Source organism: Lentzea sp. NPDC005914 (assembly GCF_040629405.1).
Lineage (GTDB): Bacteria > Actinomycetota > Actinomycetes > Mycobacteriales > Pseudonocardiaceae > Lentzea.
The window spans coordinates 1-17,615 of sequence record NZ_JBEXVQ010000061.1 but is presented as its reverse complement, the minus strand read 5'-3'; the positions used below and the strand labels follow the sequence as shown (position 1 = coordinate 17,615).

Genomic DNA, 17,615 nt, shown 5'->3' with positions numbered 1-17,615 from the left:
CCTCGACGCACCAGGAGATGAGCCCATGGCGACTGTCCTGATCGTCGACGACCTACCGATCAACCGCGATCTGATGCGCACACTGCTCATGCACCACGGGCACCGGGTGCTGGAGGCCCGCGACGGTGTGGAGGCGCTGGATCGGATCGCCGACGAGATTCCCGACCTCGTGGTGACCGACGTGATGATGCCGCGGATGGACGGCTACCAGCTCGTGCGCGAGCTGCGGGCCAAACCGGAGACGGCCGGAGTCCCGGTGATCTTCGCGACCGCCAACTACCTGGACCACGAAGCGGCCCCGCTCGCGCTCGGGTACGGCGTCCGCCACGTCCTGACCAAGACCGACGGGCCCGACAAGCTGCTCGAGGTCATCGAAGCCGAGCTCGGCGGTGAGCGCACCTGCGAACCGATCCCGATCGACGAGGGCCTGACGCGCGAGCACCTGCGCATCGTCAACACCAAGCTGGTCGAGAAGGTCCGCGAGACGCAGCGCAGCGAACAACAGTTCCGGCTGATGGCCGAGTCGGCCCCGGTCGGGATTCTCCTCGTCGACACCGAAGGACGAGCGGTCAACGTCAACAACCGGCTCGCCACGATCCTCGGCCGCCCGGCGGATCAGTTGGCCGGCCTCGCCTGGCAGGACGCCATCGGCCTGAACGGCGACAGCGAACTCGCGGATGTGCTCGCGGGCAGGCAGGACGGACTTATCCGCAACCAGTGGCTGGTCAAGCGTCCCGGCAGCGACCGATGGCTCGACATCAGTCTGCACAACGCCTACGACGAACGCGGACGGATGGTCCAGTGCGTGGGGGTCGTCGACGACATCACCAAGAAGATCCAGGCGGAGGAACGCCAACGCGAACTGGACCACCGGCTGCGGGTGGCCGAGCGGCTCGAGAGCCTCGGCCAACTCGCCGCCGGCGTCGCGCACGACTTCAACAACATCCTGACCTCCATCCTCGGCCACGCGAGCATCGCCCAGGAGACGACCGAGGCAGGCGCGGAGAACGGCACCGTGGAGGCCGCGGTCGCCGAATCACTGCGGAAATGCCTTGATGGCGTGATCCGGGCGGGCACCAGAGCCACTCGCCTCATCTCCCAGCTGCTGGCGTTCGGCCAGCCCGACATCGCCCAACCCGAGCCGGTGGACGTGAACGAGTTCCTCGACGAGATCGAGACGCTGCTCGAGCCGCTGCTCAGCTCGATGATCGAGATCGTCGAAGACCAGGACGCCGACCTGTGGCAGATCTTCGTCGACAGCGGCCAGCTCGGCCAGATCGTGCTCAACCTCGCGGTGAACTCACGGGACGCGATGCCCGCCGGCGGCACGCTCGTCCTGCGCACCCGCAACCACGTCGTCAAGGCGGCCACCGGCCCTCTCGCGCCGGGCCGCTACGTCCAGCTCACCATCGCGGACACCGGGCACGGCATTCCCGCGGACGTGCTCGAGCACGCGCTCGATCCGTTCTTCACCACCAAGCCGGTCGGGCAGGGCACCGGGCTCGGGCTGGCCACGGTCTACAGCATCGTCCGCCGGTACGGCGGCGAACTGGTCATCTCCTCGACCGTCGGCGAGGGCACGACGATCGACGTCTACCTGCCCGCCGTGGACGGCTGACCGACCGGCAGCCGGTCCGGCGAGGTGGGCTTGCCGATGCGGAAACCCTGCACCTGGTCGCAGTCCAGCCGTCGCAGCACTTCGAGCTGACGCGCGTTCTCCACGCCTTCGGCGACCACGGTGAGGTTCACCGCGTGCGCCATCATCACGATGCTGCGGACGATCGCCTCCGCGTCCCGACACTCGCCCAACGCCGAGATGAAAGACATGTCGATCTTCAGCTGGTCGATCGGCAGCCTGCGGAGCTGGGCGAGAGACGAGTAGCCGGTGCCGAAGTCGTCGATGGCGAGCCGCACCCCGAGGTCACGCAGCGCACTGAGCGTGCCCGCCGCGACCGCTGGATCCCTCATCAGCGCGTTCTCGGTGATCTCCAGGCAGAGCGTGTTCGGGGCGATGCCGGTGGTCCGCAGGACGTCCTGCACGGCGGCCACCAGCCGTGGGTCGTCGAGCTGGCGAGGTGACAGGTTCACCGCCAGATGGCAGTTCGTCCCGATCCGCGAGCGCACGAGGTCGATCTGCCCGGTCGTCGTGCGCAGGACGTGGTCGCCGACCAGGTTGATCAGGTCGCTCTCCTCGGCCAGCGGGATGAACTCGGCGGGTGAGATGGCGCCGTGGATCGGGTGGGTCCAGCGCAGAAGTGCCTCGACGCACACCACACGACCGCTCCTGAGGTCGGCGATCGGCTGGTAGACGACCGAGAGCTGCTCGTGCGCCGCGGCCTCGCGCAGATCCTGTTCGAGCTGGAGGCGGCGCTGCATCTTCTCGCGCAGGTCGACGTCGAAGAACACGTGCCGGCCTCGGCCCTGGGACTTCGCCTGGTACATCGCCACGTCCGAGTCGCGCAGGAGGTCCTCGCCGCTGCGCGGATCATCGGGTCCGGCGGTGACGATGCCGATGCTCGCGTCGAGGTGGAGCTGCCGCCCGTCGACGTGGACGGGCGCGGCGACGGTGTCACGCAGGTGCTCGGCGAGCCCGTCCAGGTCGAGCCTGGAGATGTCGCGGGCGACGACCACGAACTCGTCGCCGCCGAGCCTGCCGACGAGGTCTCCGCCGCGGACGCGCCTGCGCAGCCGTTCGCCGACGATCCTCAGCACCTTGTCACCGACGGTGTGCCCGAGCGAGTCGTTGATGACCTTGAACTTGTCCAGGTCGATGAACAGCACCGACATCGTGCCCGTTCGTGCCGTCAGGTGCCGGATGACCAGCGCGCGGTTGGCGAGCCCCGTCAGTCCGTCGTGCGTGGCGTCGTGCTCGAGGCGGGCGGCGATCGACCTGCGCTCGGTGATGTCGGTGAACGAGACGACCACGGAAGCCGGATACGTGTTCACGTGGTTGAGCGGGCGGCAGCTCATCGACAGCCAGATGTCCCGGCCGTCGGGCCTGCGCGCGCGGAAGACGCGCCCGTTCTGAGGCAGTCCCGTCCGCCGGGTCTGCGCACACGGGTACGCCGATTCGGGCAGCCGGACCCCTCGTTCGTCGAACAGCGGGCACACGGTCATGGGTGAGCCGACGAGGCTCTCCTCCCGGAAACCGAGCACGCGTTCCGCCGCCGGGTTGGCCGACTCGACCAGACCGGTCGGGCCCACCACGAGCACCCCTTCCTCCAGGGAAGCGACGACTGTCGTGAAGTGCTGTTCCGCACGACGCCGTGCGGTCTCGTCCGCGCACACCAGCACGTAGCCGGTGTCCATCTCCGCGGCCGACACCCTGATGGCGAGCGTGGCGCCGTCGGAACGCCGGTGCACCGCCCGGGTCATGCCCCCCTCGCGCACGACGGCGGCGGGATCGAGCCGCGCGCCGACCAGCGCCGCGACCGGTCTGCCGACGGCGTCGGCCGCCGTACGGCCGTACACCGTCTCCGCGGCGGGATTCCACGTCGTCACGTTGCCCTCGGCGGTGGTCGCGATGATCGCGTCGCTGACGTGGGCGACCAGCGCGGCCTGGTAGTGCAGAGTGGCCTCCGCTGCCTTCTGCGCGGTCACGTCGCGCAGGATCACCTGGAAGGCGGGCCTGCCCTCCCACGTCGTCCGCACGGACACCGCCTCGACGTCGACCGCGCCCCCGTCGAACCGCACGATGGTGGCCTCGGCGGGTTCGGAGGCCGCGCCCGGTGTGGACAGTGCGCTGATCCGTCGCATCATGTCCGGCACCGAGGCCGCGTGAACGAAGTCGGTGATCGGACGGCCGACGAGCTCCTGCTCCGAGCGCGCGCCGAGGAAGCGGACCCCAGCGGGGTTGGTGTAGGTCAGCACGCCCGCCTCGTGGACCACGATCGCGTCGGGGCTGAGCTCGACGAGAAGGCGGTAGCGGTCAGCGAGATCGGCGAGCGTCTGCTGGTCCACGTGCCGTGTCGTCACGTCAGTGGCGACACCGGTCAGACTTTTCGCTTTGACGTCACCGGACACACAAGCTCGCAGCTGAATCCACTTCGTGGTGCCGTCCGGCAGCACGTGGGGCTGTTCGAGGGCGAAGTCCTGCCACACCGCGGCGGTGCGGGCGGCGACGACCAGAGGTTCGACCAGTGCCATGAGCCGGGGGCGGATCTCGACGTCCGCCTCGAGCGGCACGCCGAGCAGGCCGGCCATGCCGGGCATCCACGTGGCGCAGTTCGTCGTGAGATCGAACCACCACATGACCGCGGCATCAGTGGACGGCGCCAGGTCGACGACGCTCTGGTCGAACTCCACCTCGGTGTCCATACCGCACTCAACGGCAGGTTCAGGACGAACCTGACGAGAATTGGGCATGCATGTGGTGAGCGGAACGAAGTCGGCGCTCGAGGAGTCGTTGCAGGCCGGCCGGCTCAGCTGCCCGGTGTGCCGCGGAGCGCTCCGGCCGTGGGGCAACGCGCGTGAACGCGTGGTGCGGCTGCGCGGTGTCGCGGACCGCAAGGTGCGCCCGCGCCGGGCCAGGTGTGCGGACTGCCGGCGCACGCACGTGCTGCTCCCGGACTGGATGTCGCTGCGACGAGCCTACGCGGCGCCCGTGATCCGGGAGGCGGTCGCCGCACACGTGGGCGGCAGGGGGTACCGCCGGATCGCGCTGAGCCTCGGACTGCCGGAAACCACCGTGCGGGACTGGCTGCGTGCCTTCCGCCGCAACACGAGTCCGCCCCATGTCGCCGGATGGTTGCTGTCAGGACCCCGGAACTGAGTCCGCTCTGACGGGTACGACCCCCGAGGAAAGGACAGGACATGATCGGCATCTGTGGCGTAGGAATGGTCAGCGGTTACGGCTGGGGCCGTGAACCGCTGTGGGACGGGCTGATCAGCGGTAAGCCCGCCGCCCACCTGGTCCGCGGCTACGGGACGGGCGACGCCTGGGTGGCGCTCGTGCCGGACGGTGGTGCTCCGGAGGACGGGCCCAGCCGGTTCGCGCGGGCGATGCGGGCAGCGGCACGCGAGGCGATCGCGGACGCGGGCGACCACGGCTGGAGTCCTGGCCGGCGGGTCGGCCTGCTGCACGCGGTCGTGCTGGGCGAAGTGGATCTCTGGCGGGACTTCTACCTCACCCGCGACCGGCACGTGCCGGTGCGGGAGTTCCTCTCGCTCATGCCCTCGACGCCGATGTCGACCCTCATGAGGGAGTACGGGTTCCACGGCCCGGCGATGAACGTGTCCGCGATGTGCGCCTCCGGCAACGCCGCGCTGATCACGGCGAAGGCGTGGCTCGACGCGGGTCTGGTGGACGACGTGGTGCTGGTGGCCACCGACCTCTCCGCGACTCCGGAGAACGTGAGCCACTTCGTCCGGCTCGGCGTCGCGGTCACCGACACCGATCCGCTGGACGGATGCCGTCCTTTCCAGGAGGGCAGTCGTGGCTTCACCGTCGGCGAGGCGTCGGTCGCGATGGTGCTGTCGAGCCGCGCGTCCACGCCGTACCTGCACCTGCTGGGTGGCGCGATGTCACACGACGCGCACCACGTCACGTCGATCGCCCCAGGGCTGACACACGTGATGACATGTTTCCGGGACGCGCTCGCCAACTCGGGCGTCAACGCCGGCTCCGTGCGGTACCTGAACGCGCACGGGCCTGGCACGGCGCAGTGCGACCGGGCGGAGTCGGCCGTGGTGGAGACGCTCTTCACGCCAGGCACCGAGATCTACTCGGTCAAGCCGCTCACCGCGCACTGTCAGGGCGCGGCATCCGCGATCGAGGTGGCCGCCGCCGCCATGGGGTACGAGCGGGGAATCGTGCCCGCACCGCCGACAGTGGCGACGGCACACCCGCAACTGCTCGACGGCCCCACTCCCCTGGCTGACGGCATCACGGTGAAGTCGTCGCTCGGCATGGGCGGCCACAACTCCGTCGTGGTGCTCGCGCCCGCGTGCTGACGGGGCTCGCCCGCCGATGCGGGATGCCGTCATGGCCACTTCGCCGCGAGGTGGCCATGACGGCGGCTCAGGCGGCGAGACGACTGCGGAGCGTGCCGCGTGTGGCCACCTCCGCGAAGTACGCCTCGCGTTTGCGCGCTGCCCGGCCAGACGCGGGCTCCGCCACCAGATCACGGTCGAGCTGCGCGTTGACCCCGTCACGGAGCAGCACGAGTGCCTCGGCCCGGATGTGCGAGACCCGCGACTCGCCGACGCCCAGTTCCGCCGCGATGTCGGCCATCGAGCGTTCCTCGAGGAAATACCTGACGACGACAGTGCGCAGGCTGCCGGGAAGAGCGTCGATCGCGTCCCGCAGATAACCGAGTCGCTCACGTAGCAGCAGCACGTCCTCAGGACCGGGAGCCCGCTCGCGGACGAGGAGGTCCGCGGTCTCCGCGGTGATGCCCTGGAGACTGATCGTCGACGCCCGCGCCACATCGTTGTGCCACGCGGCCACCTCGCGCCCGGACACTCCGAGCGCCTGTCCGAGCTCGGCTGAGGTGGGCATGCGGCCGAGTGTCGCCACCAGGCCGTCCTCGACGGCCTGAACCTCGCGGGCCCTGGTCCGCACCGAGCGACTCGCCCAGTCGAGACCGCGGAGGTGGTCGATCAGCGCGCCGCGGACCCGGACACACGCGACCTGAGCGAACGTCGCGTCGCCCCGGTAACTCCGCGCGCACACGACCAGGGCGGTCATCCCGGCCGACTGGAGGTCGTCCCGGTCGACGTACGCGGGCAGCCTGCGGGCCAGCTGCCGAACTTCGCGGTCCACCAGACCGAGGTGTCCGCGCACGAGTTCCTCGACTTCGCTGATCACTGCCATGGGAGGAGTCTTCGAGCGTTCGGTGAGCGCAGCGGTTTCCGCTCGGGTGCAGAACGGTTGTAGGTGTCCTGGCGCGCTCGCGCGAAGCGCCCGGCGGAGGGTGGCGTGGATGGCGCCGGCGTGGAACAAAGCGGTGGACGAAGGCGGGACGTGCGGGCACTACTCGCACCCGTCGCACGCCTCCGCACAGGACGCCAGCAACCAGAGGAACGCCTGGCCGAACGGCGCCGACGCCGGGACAGGTCCGCCCGAGGCGGCCGGTCGAGTTCGCCGGAGCTTTGCCTCGACGAGCCTTGCGGGTACGGCGGTGGGTTTCGGCGGCCCAGGGTGAATCATACCGCAAATGCGGGATTCATCATTCACGAAGAAGGTGCCATTCCGGTTCATTACGCGCACTCCCAGGGTATTCTATTCATGCGAAGAGGTGAGTTACCCGCCTGGTGCGATGTTGCACCGCGAAGTAGCATCCCAAATCAGGTCGGCTGACCTGTTGCGGGTCGTCGATGGCCCTCGTTCAGCCCGAACGACAATGAGAGGCTAGCCATGCAAAAAGGTACCGGTTTCGGCATTCGAACTACATTCAGCGCATTGGTCGTGGCGACGGCCATGGCGGTGATCACCGCCGGTCCGGCAGGCGCCGTCGACGACACCACCACGACGACCTTCACCGTCACAGCGGGCGCGCTGGAGATCAGCGCACCCACGACGTCAGATCTCGGCACAGGAGGGCCGGGAGGCCCGATCACGGACCAGTTGGGGAACGTGGTCGTCACCGACGCGCGGGCCGAACTCGCTCCGACCTGGGCGGCCACGGTCGCCTCCACCGACTTCACCACCGGCGGCGCGACAGCCAGCGAGACGATCGCCAAGGCACTCGTGGACTACTGGTCAGGACCCGCGGTCTCGACATCGGGCAGCGGCACGACGTTCGTTCCCGGCCAGGTCGCGGCCGGTAACAAGGTGACGCTGGCCGCGTCCAGGCCGGCGTTCGCCCTCACCGCCGGAGTCGGCAACAACTCGGCGACCTGGAATCCGACGCTGATCGTCAACGTCCCGGCGGCGGCGGTCACCGGCGAGTACAGCGGAACGGTGACACATTCGGTGGTGTGACCGGGCTGCTCGGCTGTTCGTGGTACTGGTGGTCGCCACGCTCGTGAGCAGCGTGGCGACCACCGAATCCCGGTCTGCGACGCCGGCCGGGACGCCCGGCGACGGGATCGGCATCAAACTGCTCGACGCCCCGACCAGCAGGCGGGACGACCCCAGGGCCAAGACCTACATCATCGACTTCCTCCGGCCCGGCTCCGTGATCAGCAGGAGGGTGGAGGTCTGGAACAGCACTGACGAGACGAAGTCCTTCGACGTCTACACCGCCGCTGCCGACATCCAAGACGCCAAGTTCACCGTCGCCGCCGATCGCACGCCCAACGAGTTGTCCTCCTGGGTTTCTCTCGACCGCACCCACTTCGACCTGCCCGCCCACAGCACGACCCCGGTGCTGGCGACGATCACCGTTCCGGCTGAGGCGACAGGCGGTGAGCAGTACGCGGTCATCTGGGCACAGGTCGCCGCGCCGCCCAGCGGCGCCGGGAGTGTCGGCATGGTCAACAGGGTCGGCGTCCGGGTCTACCTCGGTATCGGCCCCGGCGGCGAACCCCGGTCGGACTTCGAGATCGAGAACCTGACCCCGGCGCGTACCGCCGACGGGCGGCCCGAGGTCCTCGCGCAGGTGCACAACACCGGCGCGCGGGCCGTGGACGTGAGCGGTTCGCTGAAGCTCTCGGACGGACCGGGAGAGCTGAGCGCCGGCCCGTTCCCGGTGTCCTCAGGCAGGACGATCGAGCCGGGAGGCACTGCTCAGGTCTCGATCCTGCTCGACCAGAGACTGCCGGACGGCCCCTGGAAGGCGGACCTGAGTCTGTCGAGCGGCCTGATCAACCGGTCCGCCACCGCCGTGATCACCTTTCCCAGTTCGCCCGGTGTCGGTGAGCCGGTCGTGCCGCAGTCGCCCTATCCCAACGCGGTGCTGGCGGGACTGCTCGCGCTGGCGTGCTCGGCATTGCTCTGGATCGGCATTCGCTCGTGGCGGAACCGACGGGCACCTCTGCGGAGCGAGCGGTAGCCGGGCACCCGGATTACGGCGAAATCAGGAAAACCACACCATCAAGTGGTTGGCCTGACGGAGGTAATGCGCAGGGGCGCGCGGAACCAAATACTTTGCCTTGGTCTTGCGAGCGACGCGCGGTCGCCAAGGAACCGCGCGTCGTTGCCCGACGAGTTGGGGTGATGACCGTTGAAACGGCGGGTTTTGGTCAGGCTGGTGGTCGCCGTCTTGCTGGTGGCCTTGATGCCGCTCGTCTTTCCCGGGGCGGCCACGGCATCGATCCCACTCGCGATCACGAGCCCGAGCCACGCGCAGTTCGCCGTCGGGCGGCCTGAAGCCTTCACGCTCACCGCGACCCGTTCACTGGAACCTGTTCTGACCGCGGCCGGCGCGCTGCCCGATGGCGTCGAGTTCGTCGACAACCACGACGGGACGGCCACGCTGTCCGGAACACCCAGAACAACGGGCACCTATCCCCTGACCGTCAATGCCACCGACGCCGCCGGCCGAACCGCCGAGCAGAGACTCCTCCTCAGCGTCGGCGAGGGCTGGTACAACGCCAGCTGGCAACGCCGCAAGCCGATCACGATCGACCGCACCAAGGTCGGCGCGACGCTGACCAACTATCCCGTGAAAGTGATGGAGACCGCCGACTCCGACCTGGCGAGCAAAGCGCAGTCGAGCGGCAACGACATCCTGTTCACCAGCTCGGACGGCACCACCAAGCTCAACCACCAGCTCCAGTCGTACAACTCCGGAACCGGTGCACTGTTCGCGTGGGTGCAGGTGCCCACGTTGTCCAGCAGTGCCGATACGACGCTCTACATGTACTACGGCAACGCTTCGGCCTCCAGCCAGCAGAACGCCAGCACGGTGTGGGACTCCACCAACACCGCCGTCTGGCACCTGTCCGAGTCCGTCAGCACGAACACCGGCAACTTCAAGGACTCCACCAGCAACGCCAACCACGCCACGTACCGGGGCTCACCGGGCCTGACCACGAACTCCGACGGCGGCCTCACCTTCAACGGCACGTCCAACTACCTGTCGACCACGACCCAGCAGACCAACCCGCAGGTCTTCAGCATCGAGGCGTGGGTCAAGACCTCAACCGCGTCGGGTAAACCGATCGTCAGCTACGAGGGGGCGCAGACAGGTACCACGGCCACCCTGTACGACCGGAACCTCAGCATCGGCACCGACGGCCGCGCCTACTTCGCCGTGTGGGACGGAGCCGCCGTTCGCCAGGTGCCAGGTGGCACCAACCTGGCCAACGGCAACTGGCACTTCCTGGTCGGCACGTACAGCAACCTCACCGGCATCCTCACCCTGTACGTGGACGGCGCCGCGGCCGGCTCCACCGCCAGCGCCGCGGCCGAGACCGACAACGGGTGGTGGCGCATCGGCAGCTACCACGCGTCCGACAACACCGCCGGCGTCGACGGGTACTTTCCGGGCACCGTCGACGAAGTGCGTGTCGCCAACGTCGTACGGTCCGCCGGTTGGGTGACCACCGACTTCAACAACCAGAACAACCCGTTCACGTTCGCCGTGGTCGGCACCGAACAGACCGTCACCGCACCGGCGATCACAAGTGCGACCAGCGCCACCTTCACCGATAGCTCGGCCGGCACGTTCACCGTCACCACGACCGGCGCGCCGACGCCGACCCTCAGCCAGACCGGTACGTTGCCCACCGGTGTGACCTTTGTGGACAACGGCAACGGAACGGCCACCCTGTCCGGAACACCCACCACCCCGGGTGCGTACCCGCTGACCATCACCGCCGCCAACGGGGTCACTCCCAACGCGACGCAGAACTTCACTTTGACGGTCGCGGCGGCCTGGTACAACGTGAGCTGGCTGTACCGCAAGGCGATCACGATCGACCACACGAAGGTCCCGGCCAACTCGACCACCTTCGCGGTTCTGGTCAGCAGAGTCGATTCCGATCTCGCCGCGCACGCCCACAGCACCGGACGCGACATCCTGTTCACCGACTCGGACAAGGTCACCAAGCTCAGCCACGAGATCGAGTCCTACACCTCGGCGTCCGGGACACTGGTCGCCTGGGTGCAGGTGTCCTCCCTGTCCAGCACGGTCGACAAGACCATCTACATGTACTACGGCAACGCCGCCGCCGCCGACCAGCAGAACGTCAGCGGCACGTGGCGCTCGGAGTACAAGGGGGTCTGGCACCTTTCGCAGAGCCCGACCGCCACCGCCCCGCAGTTCAAGGACTCGACCAGCAACGCCAACCACGGCACGGCGCAGGGTTCGATCCCAGTCGGGGCCCAGGCCGCCGGCAAGATCAACGGCAGCATCGCCCTCAACCCCACCGCCACCTCCCACTACATCTCGACCGCCGTCCAGCAGACCAACCCGCAGGCATTCTCGGTCGAGGCCTGGGTGAAGACCAGCGTCGCCTCCGGCAAGGCCGTGGTGAACTTCGAGGACATCCAGACGGGCAGCGCTGCCACCAACAACTACGACCGAAGCATCTACGTGGGAACCGACGGCAAACCCCGCTTCGTGCTGTGGGACGGGGCGGCGGCCCGGATCGCCACAGGCGCCAGCAGCATCACGAACGACCAGTGGCACCACCTCGTGGGCACCTACAACGGCTCGACCATGAACTTCTACGTCGACGGCGTGGCCGCGACGCCGGTCGCCAGTGCCTCGGCCCAGGTGTTCAACGGCTACTGGCGCTTCGGCAGCTACCACGAGACCCCCTACACCAACGCCGCCGACGGTTACTTCCCCGGCAGCATCGACGAGATCCGGGTGGCCAACACCGCCTGGGCAGCGACGACCATCACCACGAGGTACAACAACGAGAGCTCGCCGTCCACGTTCCTCTCGGTGGCCGCCGAGCAGGCGTACACCGCCGCACCGGCGATCACGAGCGCGAGCAGCACCACTTTGTCCTCGACGATTGCGGGCTCCTTCACCGTCACCACGACCGGCAGCCCGACGCCGTCCCTCAGCGTGACCGGCACGTTGCCCAGCGGTGTGACCTTTGTGGACAACGGCACCGGAACGGGCACCCTGGCGGGAACGCCCGCGTCGACGGCCACCGGTACGTACCCGCTGACCATCACCGCCAGCAACGGGATCAGCCCCAACGCCACCCAGAGCTTCACCCTCACCGTCGTGTCGGGGTGGTACAACTCCGGTTGGCGCTACCGCAAGGCGATCACGATCGACCGCACCAAAGTCGGCGCGACCCTGACGAACTTCCCGTTCCTGGTCAGCAGAACCGACTCCGATCTCGCCGCACGCGCCCAGTCCGGTGGTAACGACATCCTGTTCACCAGCTCGGACGGCGTCACGAAGCTCAACCACCAGATCGAGATCTACACCTCGGGAACCGGTGTGCTCGTGGGCTGGGTCAACGTACCCAGCGTGTCCACCACCGTGGACACGATCATCTACATGTACTACGGCAACGCCTCGGCAGCCAACCAGCAGAACGCCACCGCGGTCTGGGACTCCGGCTTCTCCGGTGTCTGGCACCTGTCCGAGGGGCCGACCAGCACGGCCCCGCAGTTCCGGGACTCGACCAGCAACACCAACCACGGCACGGCGCAGGGGACGATGGCCGCGGGCGCGCAGGTGTCGGGCAAGATCGACGGTTCGCTGACACTCGACGGCACCGACGACTACGTCTCCACCACGAACCAGCTGACCAACCCCCAGAACTTCATGGAGGGCGTCTGGCTCAAGACCAGCACGGCGTCCGGCCGGAAGGTGCTCGGCTTCGAGCAGGTGCAGGTCGGCACGAGCGCGGGCAGCTACGACCGGCACATCTACGTCGGCACCGACGGCAAGGTCTACTTCGGCGTGAACGACGGCGCGGGCACCAACCTCGCCATCTCCTCCGGCGGCACCGTCACCGACGGGACATGGCATTACGCCGTGGGCTACCGCGACGACGCCACCGACACGATCGGCCTGTACCTGGACGGATCACTGCAGGCGGTCGCGGTCAGCCCCCAGGCGCAGGTGTTCAACGGCTACGTGCGCATGGGCGCCTACCGGTCGCTCGGGCCCAACTGGCCGAGCGCGGGTGGTAACGGCTACTTCCCCGGCAGCATCGACGAAGTCCGGTTCGGCGACACCGTGCGCAGCGCGGGGTGGATCACCACCGAGTACAACTCCCAGAGCTCGCCGTCCACCTTCTCGTCGATGGCCAGCGAGGTGGCCTACACCGCCGCGCCCGCGATCACGAGCGCGAACAGCACCACTTTCACCGCGGGCTCGGCGGGCACCTTCACCGTCACCACGACCGGCGTGCCGACGCCGGCCATCAGCAAGACCGGCACGCTGCCCACCGGTGTGACCTTTGTGGACAACGGAGACGGCACGGCGACCCTGTCGGGAACACCCGCGGTCGCGGGCTCATACCCGTTGACGATCACAGCCAGCAGTTCGACGACTCCCAACGCCACCCAGTCGTTCACCCTGACCGTCAGCGGTGGCTCGCTGTCGATCACGTTGCCCAGCACCGCGAACCTGGGCAGTGGCGCACTCGGCAGCACGGTCAGCGGCGCACTCGGGTCCGTTCAGGTCACCGACAACCGCGGCAGCACCAGCGCGTCCTGGACCGCCTCGGTGTCCTCCACCACCTTCACCAATGCCGGGAAGACGGTTCCGCTCGCGAACCTGAAGTACTGGTCGGGGTCGTCCACCTCGACCACCGGCACCGGCACCTTCACCCCTGGACAGAGCAACTCCGGCGCCGCGCAGGACCTCACGACGTCTCGCACCTGTTTCACGCTGGCGGGAGGCAACGGCATCAATCAGGCCACGTGGAACCCCACTCTCGTGGCCACTGTGCCGATCACTCTCACCCCCGGCACCTACAGCGGAGTCGTCACGCACTCCGTTGTCTAGGAAGCACACATCGACTTCGAACGACCTAGGAGGGTGTTGTGTTCAGCAGACGAATCGGAGCACGGGTGGCGGGAGTCGCCGCCGCAATCGCGATCTGCACAGCTGTTCCGGCGAGCGCGGTGGATTCCACCGTGTCGTTCGCGACCACGGGCGGCACGCTTTCGGTGGCGGTGCCCGCCTCGGCGACGTTGACCGGCGGCAGCACCGTCCCAGGCGGCACCGTGAGCGGTGCGCTGGGAACCGTCACCGTCACCGACGCACGAGGCAACGCCGCCGGATGGACAGCGAGCGTGTACTCCACGACAGGTTTCACCGCCTCCGGAAGTACCGCGATCACGAACAGCAGCGTCACCTACACGCCCGGCGCGACCACGAGCACGACCACACCCGGCAGCCCGACCATCACCGCCGGAACCGCCGGATCACCAGGAGCCAACGCCGGAGCCGCACTGACCGCGTACACCTACGCCAACGCGACGGCTGGAGGCAACACGGTCTCCTGGAACCCGACCATCGCGGTCGTCATCCCCCTCACCGCGATAGGAGGCGCGACGTACTCCGGGACGGTCAGCCACCAGGTGGCGTGACAGTCGGATCAGGCCAGCTGGTCAATGTCGAGAAGGGTGAATGTCATGAATGTCAAACATGTTGGTTTGCTTGCGATCGCTGTCGCCGCTGTCGCGGTCGGTGCCGCTGTCCCGGCGAATGCGGTGGACTCCACCGTGTCGTTCACCGCCAGCTCCGGAACGCTTTCGGTGGCGGTGCCCGCCTCGGCGACGTTGACCGGTGGCAGCACCGTTCCAGGCGGCACCGTGAGTGGTGCGCTGGGAACCGTCACCGTCACCGACGCACGAGGCAACGCCGCCGGATGGACAGCGAGCGTGTACTCGACCACCGGATTCACCGCTACCGCCAGCACCGCGATCACGAACAGCGGTGTCACCTACACGCCGGGCGCGACCACGAGCACGACCACACCAGGCAGCCCGACCATCACCGCCGGAACCGCCGGATCACCAGGAGCCAACGCCGGAGCCGCACTGACCGCCTACACCTACGCCAACGCGACGGCTGGAGGCAACACGGTCTCCTGGAACCCGACCATCGCGGTCGTCATCCCCGTCACCGCGAAGTCCGCGGCGGCGTACTCCGGGACGGTGAGCCATCAGGTGGCGTGACAAGGCAGCCCTGCCGCTGGTGCTCACCTGCCTGGTCACCCTCCTGAACGGGGGTACCGGCGCGCTGGCGACCGAGGACAAGGCCGAGAACAGCATCGGCATCCGGCTGCTCGAGATGCCCGCGAACCGCGCCGACGACCCCCGCGCACAGGTCTACATCGTCGACCACCTCGCGCCGGGTGCCGTCATCAAACGGCACGTGCTGATCACGAACAGCTCCCCGGCGCCGCAACACATCGAGGTGTTCCCCGGTGCGGCCGGCATCGAGGACGACGCGTTCAACGCGCTGGCCGGACGTGCCGGCAGCGAGCTGACCAGCTGGATCTCACTCGATCGTGCCGCCGTCGACCTACCTCCGGGAGCAAGCGAGAAAGTACTGGTGACGATCGCGGTCGACCCGATCGCGTCCACCGGCGAGCGCTACGGCGTCATCTGGGCGGAGACCAGTGCCCCGTCCAACACACCTGACAACGTCCTGATGGTCACCAGGGTCGGCGTCCGGGTCTACCTCGACATCGGACCCGGCGGTGAGCCACCGGCGAGCTTCGACATCAGCAGCCTCACTCCGTCACGCGACGGCGACCGCAGACCCGAGGTGCTGACCACCGTGCACAACACGGGAGGCCGTGCGCTGGACATGGCGGGCGAGCTCTCGCTGTCCGACGGCCCGGGAGGGGTGACCGCGGGCCCGTTCCCGGTCTCGACCGCGGTCACGGTGTTGCCCGGCCACACGGCGGGAGTGCGAACGGTTCTCGACCAACGCCTGCCGGACGGTCCGTGGAAGGCGCGGCTGACGCTGCGCAGCGGCTTCCTCGAACGAGTCGTGACGGCCACCATCACCTTTCCGGCCGCTGCCGGCGCGGTGGGTGGACCGGTCACCCCCGAGAACTGGTTCCAGACACACCCGTTGCTGGCCAGTGGACTGGCCGCGCTGGCCGCGGCCGTGCTGTTCGCCGCGTTCTTCGTCACGCGCAGGAGGCTGACCTCGCGTCGACGAGAACGTGGAGAAGTGGAACCCCTCACCGAGGGTGTCTGATCGAGTCGTAACGGGTCCCATCTACCAGCACGAGCGCCCTGATCGTCGCCTAGCGTTCGTTCGCCGGGCGTGACACGGAGAGGCATATGTTCGGCAACCGCATCGGAGCAGTCCTGACCGTCGCGGTGGCGATCACGCTGGTCGCCGCGATTCCGGCGAACGCCGCGGACAGCACCGTCACCTTCGCCACGACCGGCGGTGTGCTGTCCGTCGCGGTGGCCCCGTCGGCACCGCTGAACACCGGCAGCTCCACGCCGGGCACCACCATCAGCGGCGTGCTCGGAGCCGTGACCGTGACCGATGCGCGCGGCAGCGCCGAGGGATGGGCCATCGGCGTGTACTCGACCACGGGGTTCACCGCTACCGGGAGTCCGGCCATTCCGAACACCGGCGTCACGTACATCCCGGGGGCAGCCACCGGTACCGTCGCGCCGGGGACCCCGTCGATCACTCCTGGCATCGCCGGATCGCCGGGCAACGACCGCGGCTCCGCCAGGACCGTCTACACCTATGTCAACGCCACGGCCGGAGGCAACAGGGTCTCCTGGCAACCGACCCTGACGGTCGCGATCCCCAGCACTGCCCGTCCGGGCGCCGTGTACAGCGCGAAGATCACGTACCGGGTGATGTGAGCGGAACTCTTCGCCAGTCCCCTGCCAATGCTCACGGAGACCTCATGTTCGCGGGACGAGTCGGATTGCTCGTGGTCGGCGTGATCGGCCTCGTCTTCGCTGCTGCGGATCCGGTGGTCGCGGACGAAGACGACGACATCGACACGACCGTGACGTTCTTGGTGAGCTCGGGGACATCGACGACCTTCGCGATCTTGAGCGGCCCTCTGTCCGTCTCGGCACCGGAACCCGTGGACCTCGGCACCGCGGGCCCGTCATCGTCGATCACCTCACCTCTTGGCACCGTCACCGTCACCGACATGCGCGCCCTGCTGGCTCCGACCTGGACCGTCACGGTGTCGTCCACCGGCGGCGGCATGACCGGCGAGACCATTGCCGCCACCGGTGTGACCTACTGGTCCGGCCTCGACACCGCGTCCTCGGGGGCCGGCGCGGTCTTCGTGCCGGGACAACCGGCAGCGTCCGACCAGGTCGCCATCAGCACCTCGCGGACCGCCTTCTCACTGAGTTCAGGCCTCGGCAACAACTCGGTGAGCTGGAACCCGACCCTCTCAGTCACGATTCCGGAGGCCGCGGTCAGCGGCGAGTGCACCGCAACGGTGACGCACTCCGCCGCGTGACGCGCGAAGCGCACTGACAGCAGGAAACCCCGCCTGGTTACCGGTTCGGCAGCCAGGCGGGGTTGTGGTGGTTGGTGTCAGAAGTTGAGTTGCCAGGCGTTGAGGTAGCCGGTTTCGGTGGTGCGGTAGAGGTCTTGGATGCGGAGTTTCCAGGTGCCGTTGGCGAGTTTGGTGGAGGCGTTGAGGGTGTAGGTGACGGTGAGGTTGTCGGTGGTGTCGGTCAGCGAGGCGTTGCGCAGGCGGTAGGTGGTGCCGTCCGGGGCGATGAGGTCGAGTTGCAGGTCGCCGCGGGCGGTGTGCTTGATGTCGACGGTGACCTTGAGGGCGGTGGGGGC

Annotated in this window: 14 protein-coding genes; 11 read left to right on the top strand and 3 right to left on the bottom strand. The window is 68.3% G+C overall.

From position 1 onward, the window contains the following. The first annotated feature begins 25 nt into the window (after positions 1-25). Positions 26-1,618, top strand: coding sequence for a response regulator (locus ABZ345_RS45475; protein WP_359861674.1), 1,593 nt, complete (start codon positions 26-28; stop codon positions 1,616-1,618). Here ABZ345_RS45475 and ABZ345_RS45470 read toward each other — a convergent pair. Beyond that, entirely contained in the window at positions 1,594-4,317 is a 2,724-nt protein-coding gene (locus ABZ345_RS45470) for an EAL domain-containing protein (protein ID WP_359861672.1), read from the bottom strand. The genes ABZ345_RS45475 and ABZ345_RS45470 overlap by 25 nt on opposite strands. Before the next feature lie 46 nt (positions 4,318-4,363). Between ABZ345_RS45470 and ABZ345_RS45465 the strand changes: the two genes are divergently transcribed. Further along, complete coding sequence (locus ABZ345_RS45465; protein WP_359861670.1) at positions 4,364-4,771, top strand: DUF6431 domain-containing protein; 408 nt, start codon at positions 4,364-4,366, stop codon at positions 4,769-4,771. 41 nt (positions 4,772-4,812) lie between these two features. Next, complete coding sequence (locus ABZ345_RS45460) at positions 4,813-5,952, top strand: beta-ketoacyl synthase N-terminal-like domain-containing protein (protein WP_359861668.1); 1,140 nt, start codon at positions 4,813-4,815, stop codon at positions 5,950-5,952. Between the two features lie 67 nt (positions 5,953-6,019). Here the strand turns inward: ABZ345_RS45460 and ABZ345_RS45455 are convergent, their stop codons facing one another. Continuing rightward, entirely contained in the window at positions 6,020-6,814 is a 795-nt protein-coding gene (locus tag ABZ345_RS45455; RefSeq protein WP_359861666.1) for a sigma-70 family RNA polymerase sigma factor, read from the bottom strand. Positions 6,815-7,402: 588 nt separating this feature from the next. On the opposite strand from ABZ345_RS45455, the gene ABZ345_RS45450 reads away from it, so the two are divergent. From ABZ345_RS45450 to ABZ345_RS45415, 8 genes are all read left to right on the top strand, one after another. Further along, positions 7,403-7,924, top strand: a complete 522-nt coding sequence (locus ABZ345_RS45450) for a hypothetical protein (protein ID WP_359861664.1) — start codon at positions 7,403-7,405, stop codon at positions 7,922-7,924. Positions 7,925-7,976: 52 nt separating this feature from the next. Further along, on the top strand, positions 7,977-8,936 hold the full coding sequence (locus ABZ345_RS45445; protein ID WP_359861662.1) for a hypothetical protein: 960 nt from the start codon (positions 7,977-7,979) through the stop codon (positions 8,934-8,936). Between the two features lie 198 nt (positions 8,937-9,134). Next, positions 9,135-13,814, top strand: a complete 4,680-nt coding sequence (locus tag ABZ345_RS45440) for a DUF2341 domain-containing protein (protein WP_359861660.1) — start codon at positions 9,135-9,137, stop codon at positions 13,812-13,814. A 38-nt stretch (positions 13,815-13,852) separates the two neighbouring features. Further along, on the top strand, positions 13,853-14,401 hold the full coding sequence (locus ABZ345_RS45435; protein WP_359861658.1) for a WxL domain-containing protein: 549 nt from the start codon (positions 13,853-13,855) through the stop codon (positions 14,399-14,401). A gap of 66 nt (positions 14,402-14,467) precedes the next feature. Then, a complete protein-coding gene (locus ABZ345_RS45430; protein WP_359861656.1) occupies positions 14,468-14,992 on the top strand; it encodes a WxL domain-containing protein in 525 nt (174 codons plus the stop codon). A 19-nt stretch (positions 14,993-15,011) separates the two neighbouring features. After that, positions 15,012-16,028 carry a hypothetical protein gene (locus tag ABZ345_RS45425; RefSeq protein WP_359861654.1) on the top strand — a complete coding sequence of 339 codons (1,017 nt, stop codon included), beginning with the start codon at positions 15,012-15,014 and terminating at the stop codon, positions 16,026-16,028. An 86-nt stretch (positions 16,029-16,114) separates the two neighbouring features. Beyond that, entirely contained in the window at positions 16,115-16,660 is a 546-nt protein-coding gene (locus ABZ345_RS45420; RefSeq protein WP_359861652.1) for a hypothetical protein, read from the top strand. Between the two features lie 44 nt (positions 16,661-16,704). Continuing rightward, positions 16,705-17,280, top strand: coding sequence for a hypothetical protein (locus ABZ345_RS45415; protein ID WP_359861650.1), 576 nt, complete (start codon positions 16,705-16,707; stop codon positions 17,278-17,280). Between the two features lie 77 nt (positions 17,281-17,357). Here ABZ345_RS45415 and ABZ345_RS45410 read toward each other — a convergent pair. Beyond that, positions 17,358-17,615 (bottom strand): proprotein convertase P-domain-containing protein (locus tag ABZ345_RS45410; RefSeq protein ID WP_359861648.1); only part of this gene is annotated, 258 nt, incomplete at its 5' end.

What these genes read in the sequence shown, in the direction of transcription:
- ABZ345_RS45420 (WP_359861652.1), top strand. Translation starts at nt 16,115, where the DNA reads ATGTTCGGCAACCGCATCGGAGCAGTCCTGACCGTCGCGGTGGCGATC.
- ABZ345_RS45475 (WP_359861674.1), top strand. Translation starts at nt 26, where the DNA reads ATGGCGACTGTCCTGATCGTCGACGACCTACCGATCAACCGCGATCTG.
- ABZ345_RS45470 (WP_359861672.1), bottom strand. Translation starts at nt 4,317, where the DNA reads ATGGACACCGAGGTGGAGTTCGACCAGAGCGTCGTCGACCTGGCGCCG.
- ABZ345_RS45455 (WP_359861666.1), bottom strand. Translation starts at nt 6,814, where the DNA reads ATGGCAGTGATCAGCGAAGTCGAGGAACTCGTGCGCGGACACCTCGGT.
- ABZ345_RS45415 (WP_359861650.1), top strand. Translation starts at nt 16,705, where the DNA reads ATGTTCGCGGGACGAGTCGGATTGCTCGTGGTCGGCGTGATCGGCCTC.
- ABZ345_RS45460 (WP_359861668.1), top strand. Translation starts at nt 4,813, where the DNA reads ATGATCGGCATCTGTGGCGTAGGAATGGTCAGCGGTTACGGCTGGGGC.
- ABZ345_RS45465 (WP_359861670.1), top strand. Translation starts at nt 4,364, where the DNA reads ATGCATGTGGTGAGCGGAACGAAGTCGGCGCTCGAGGAGTCGTTGCAG.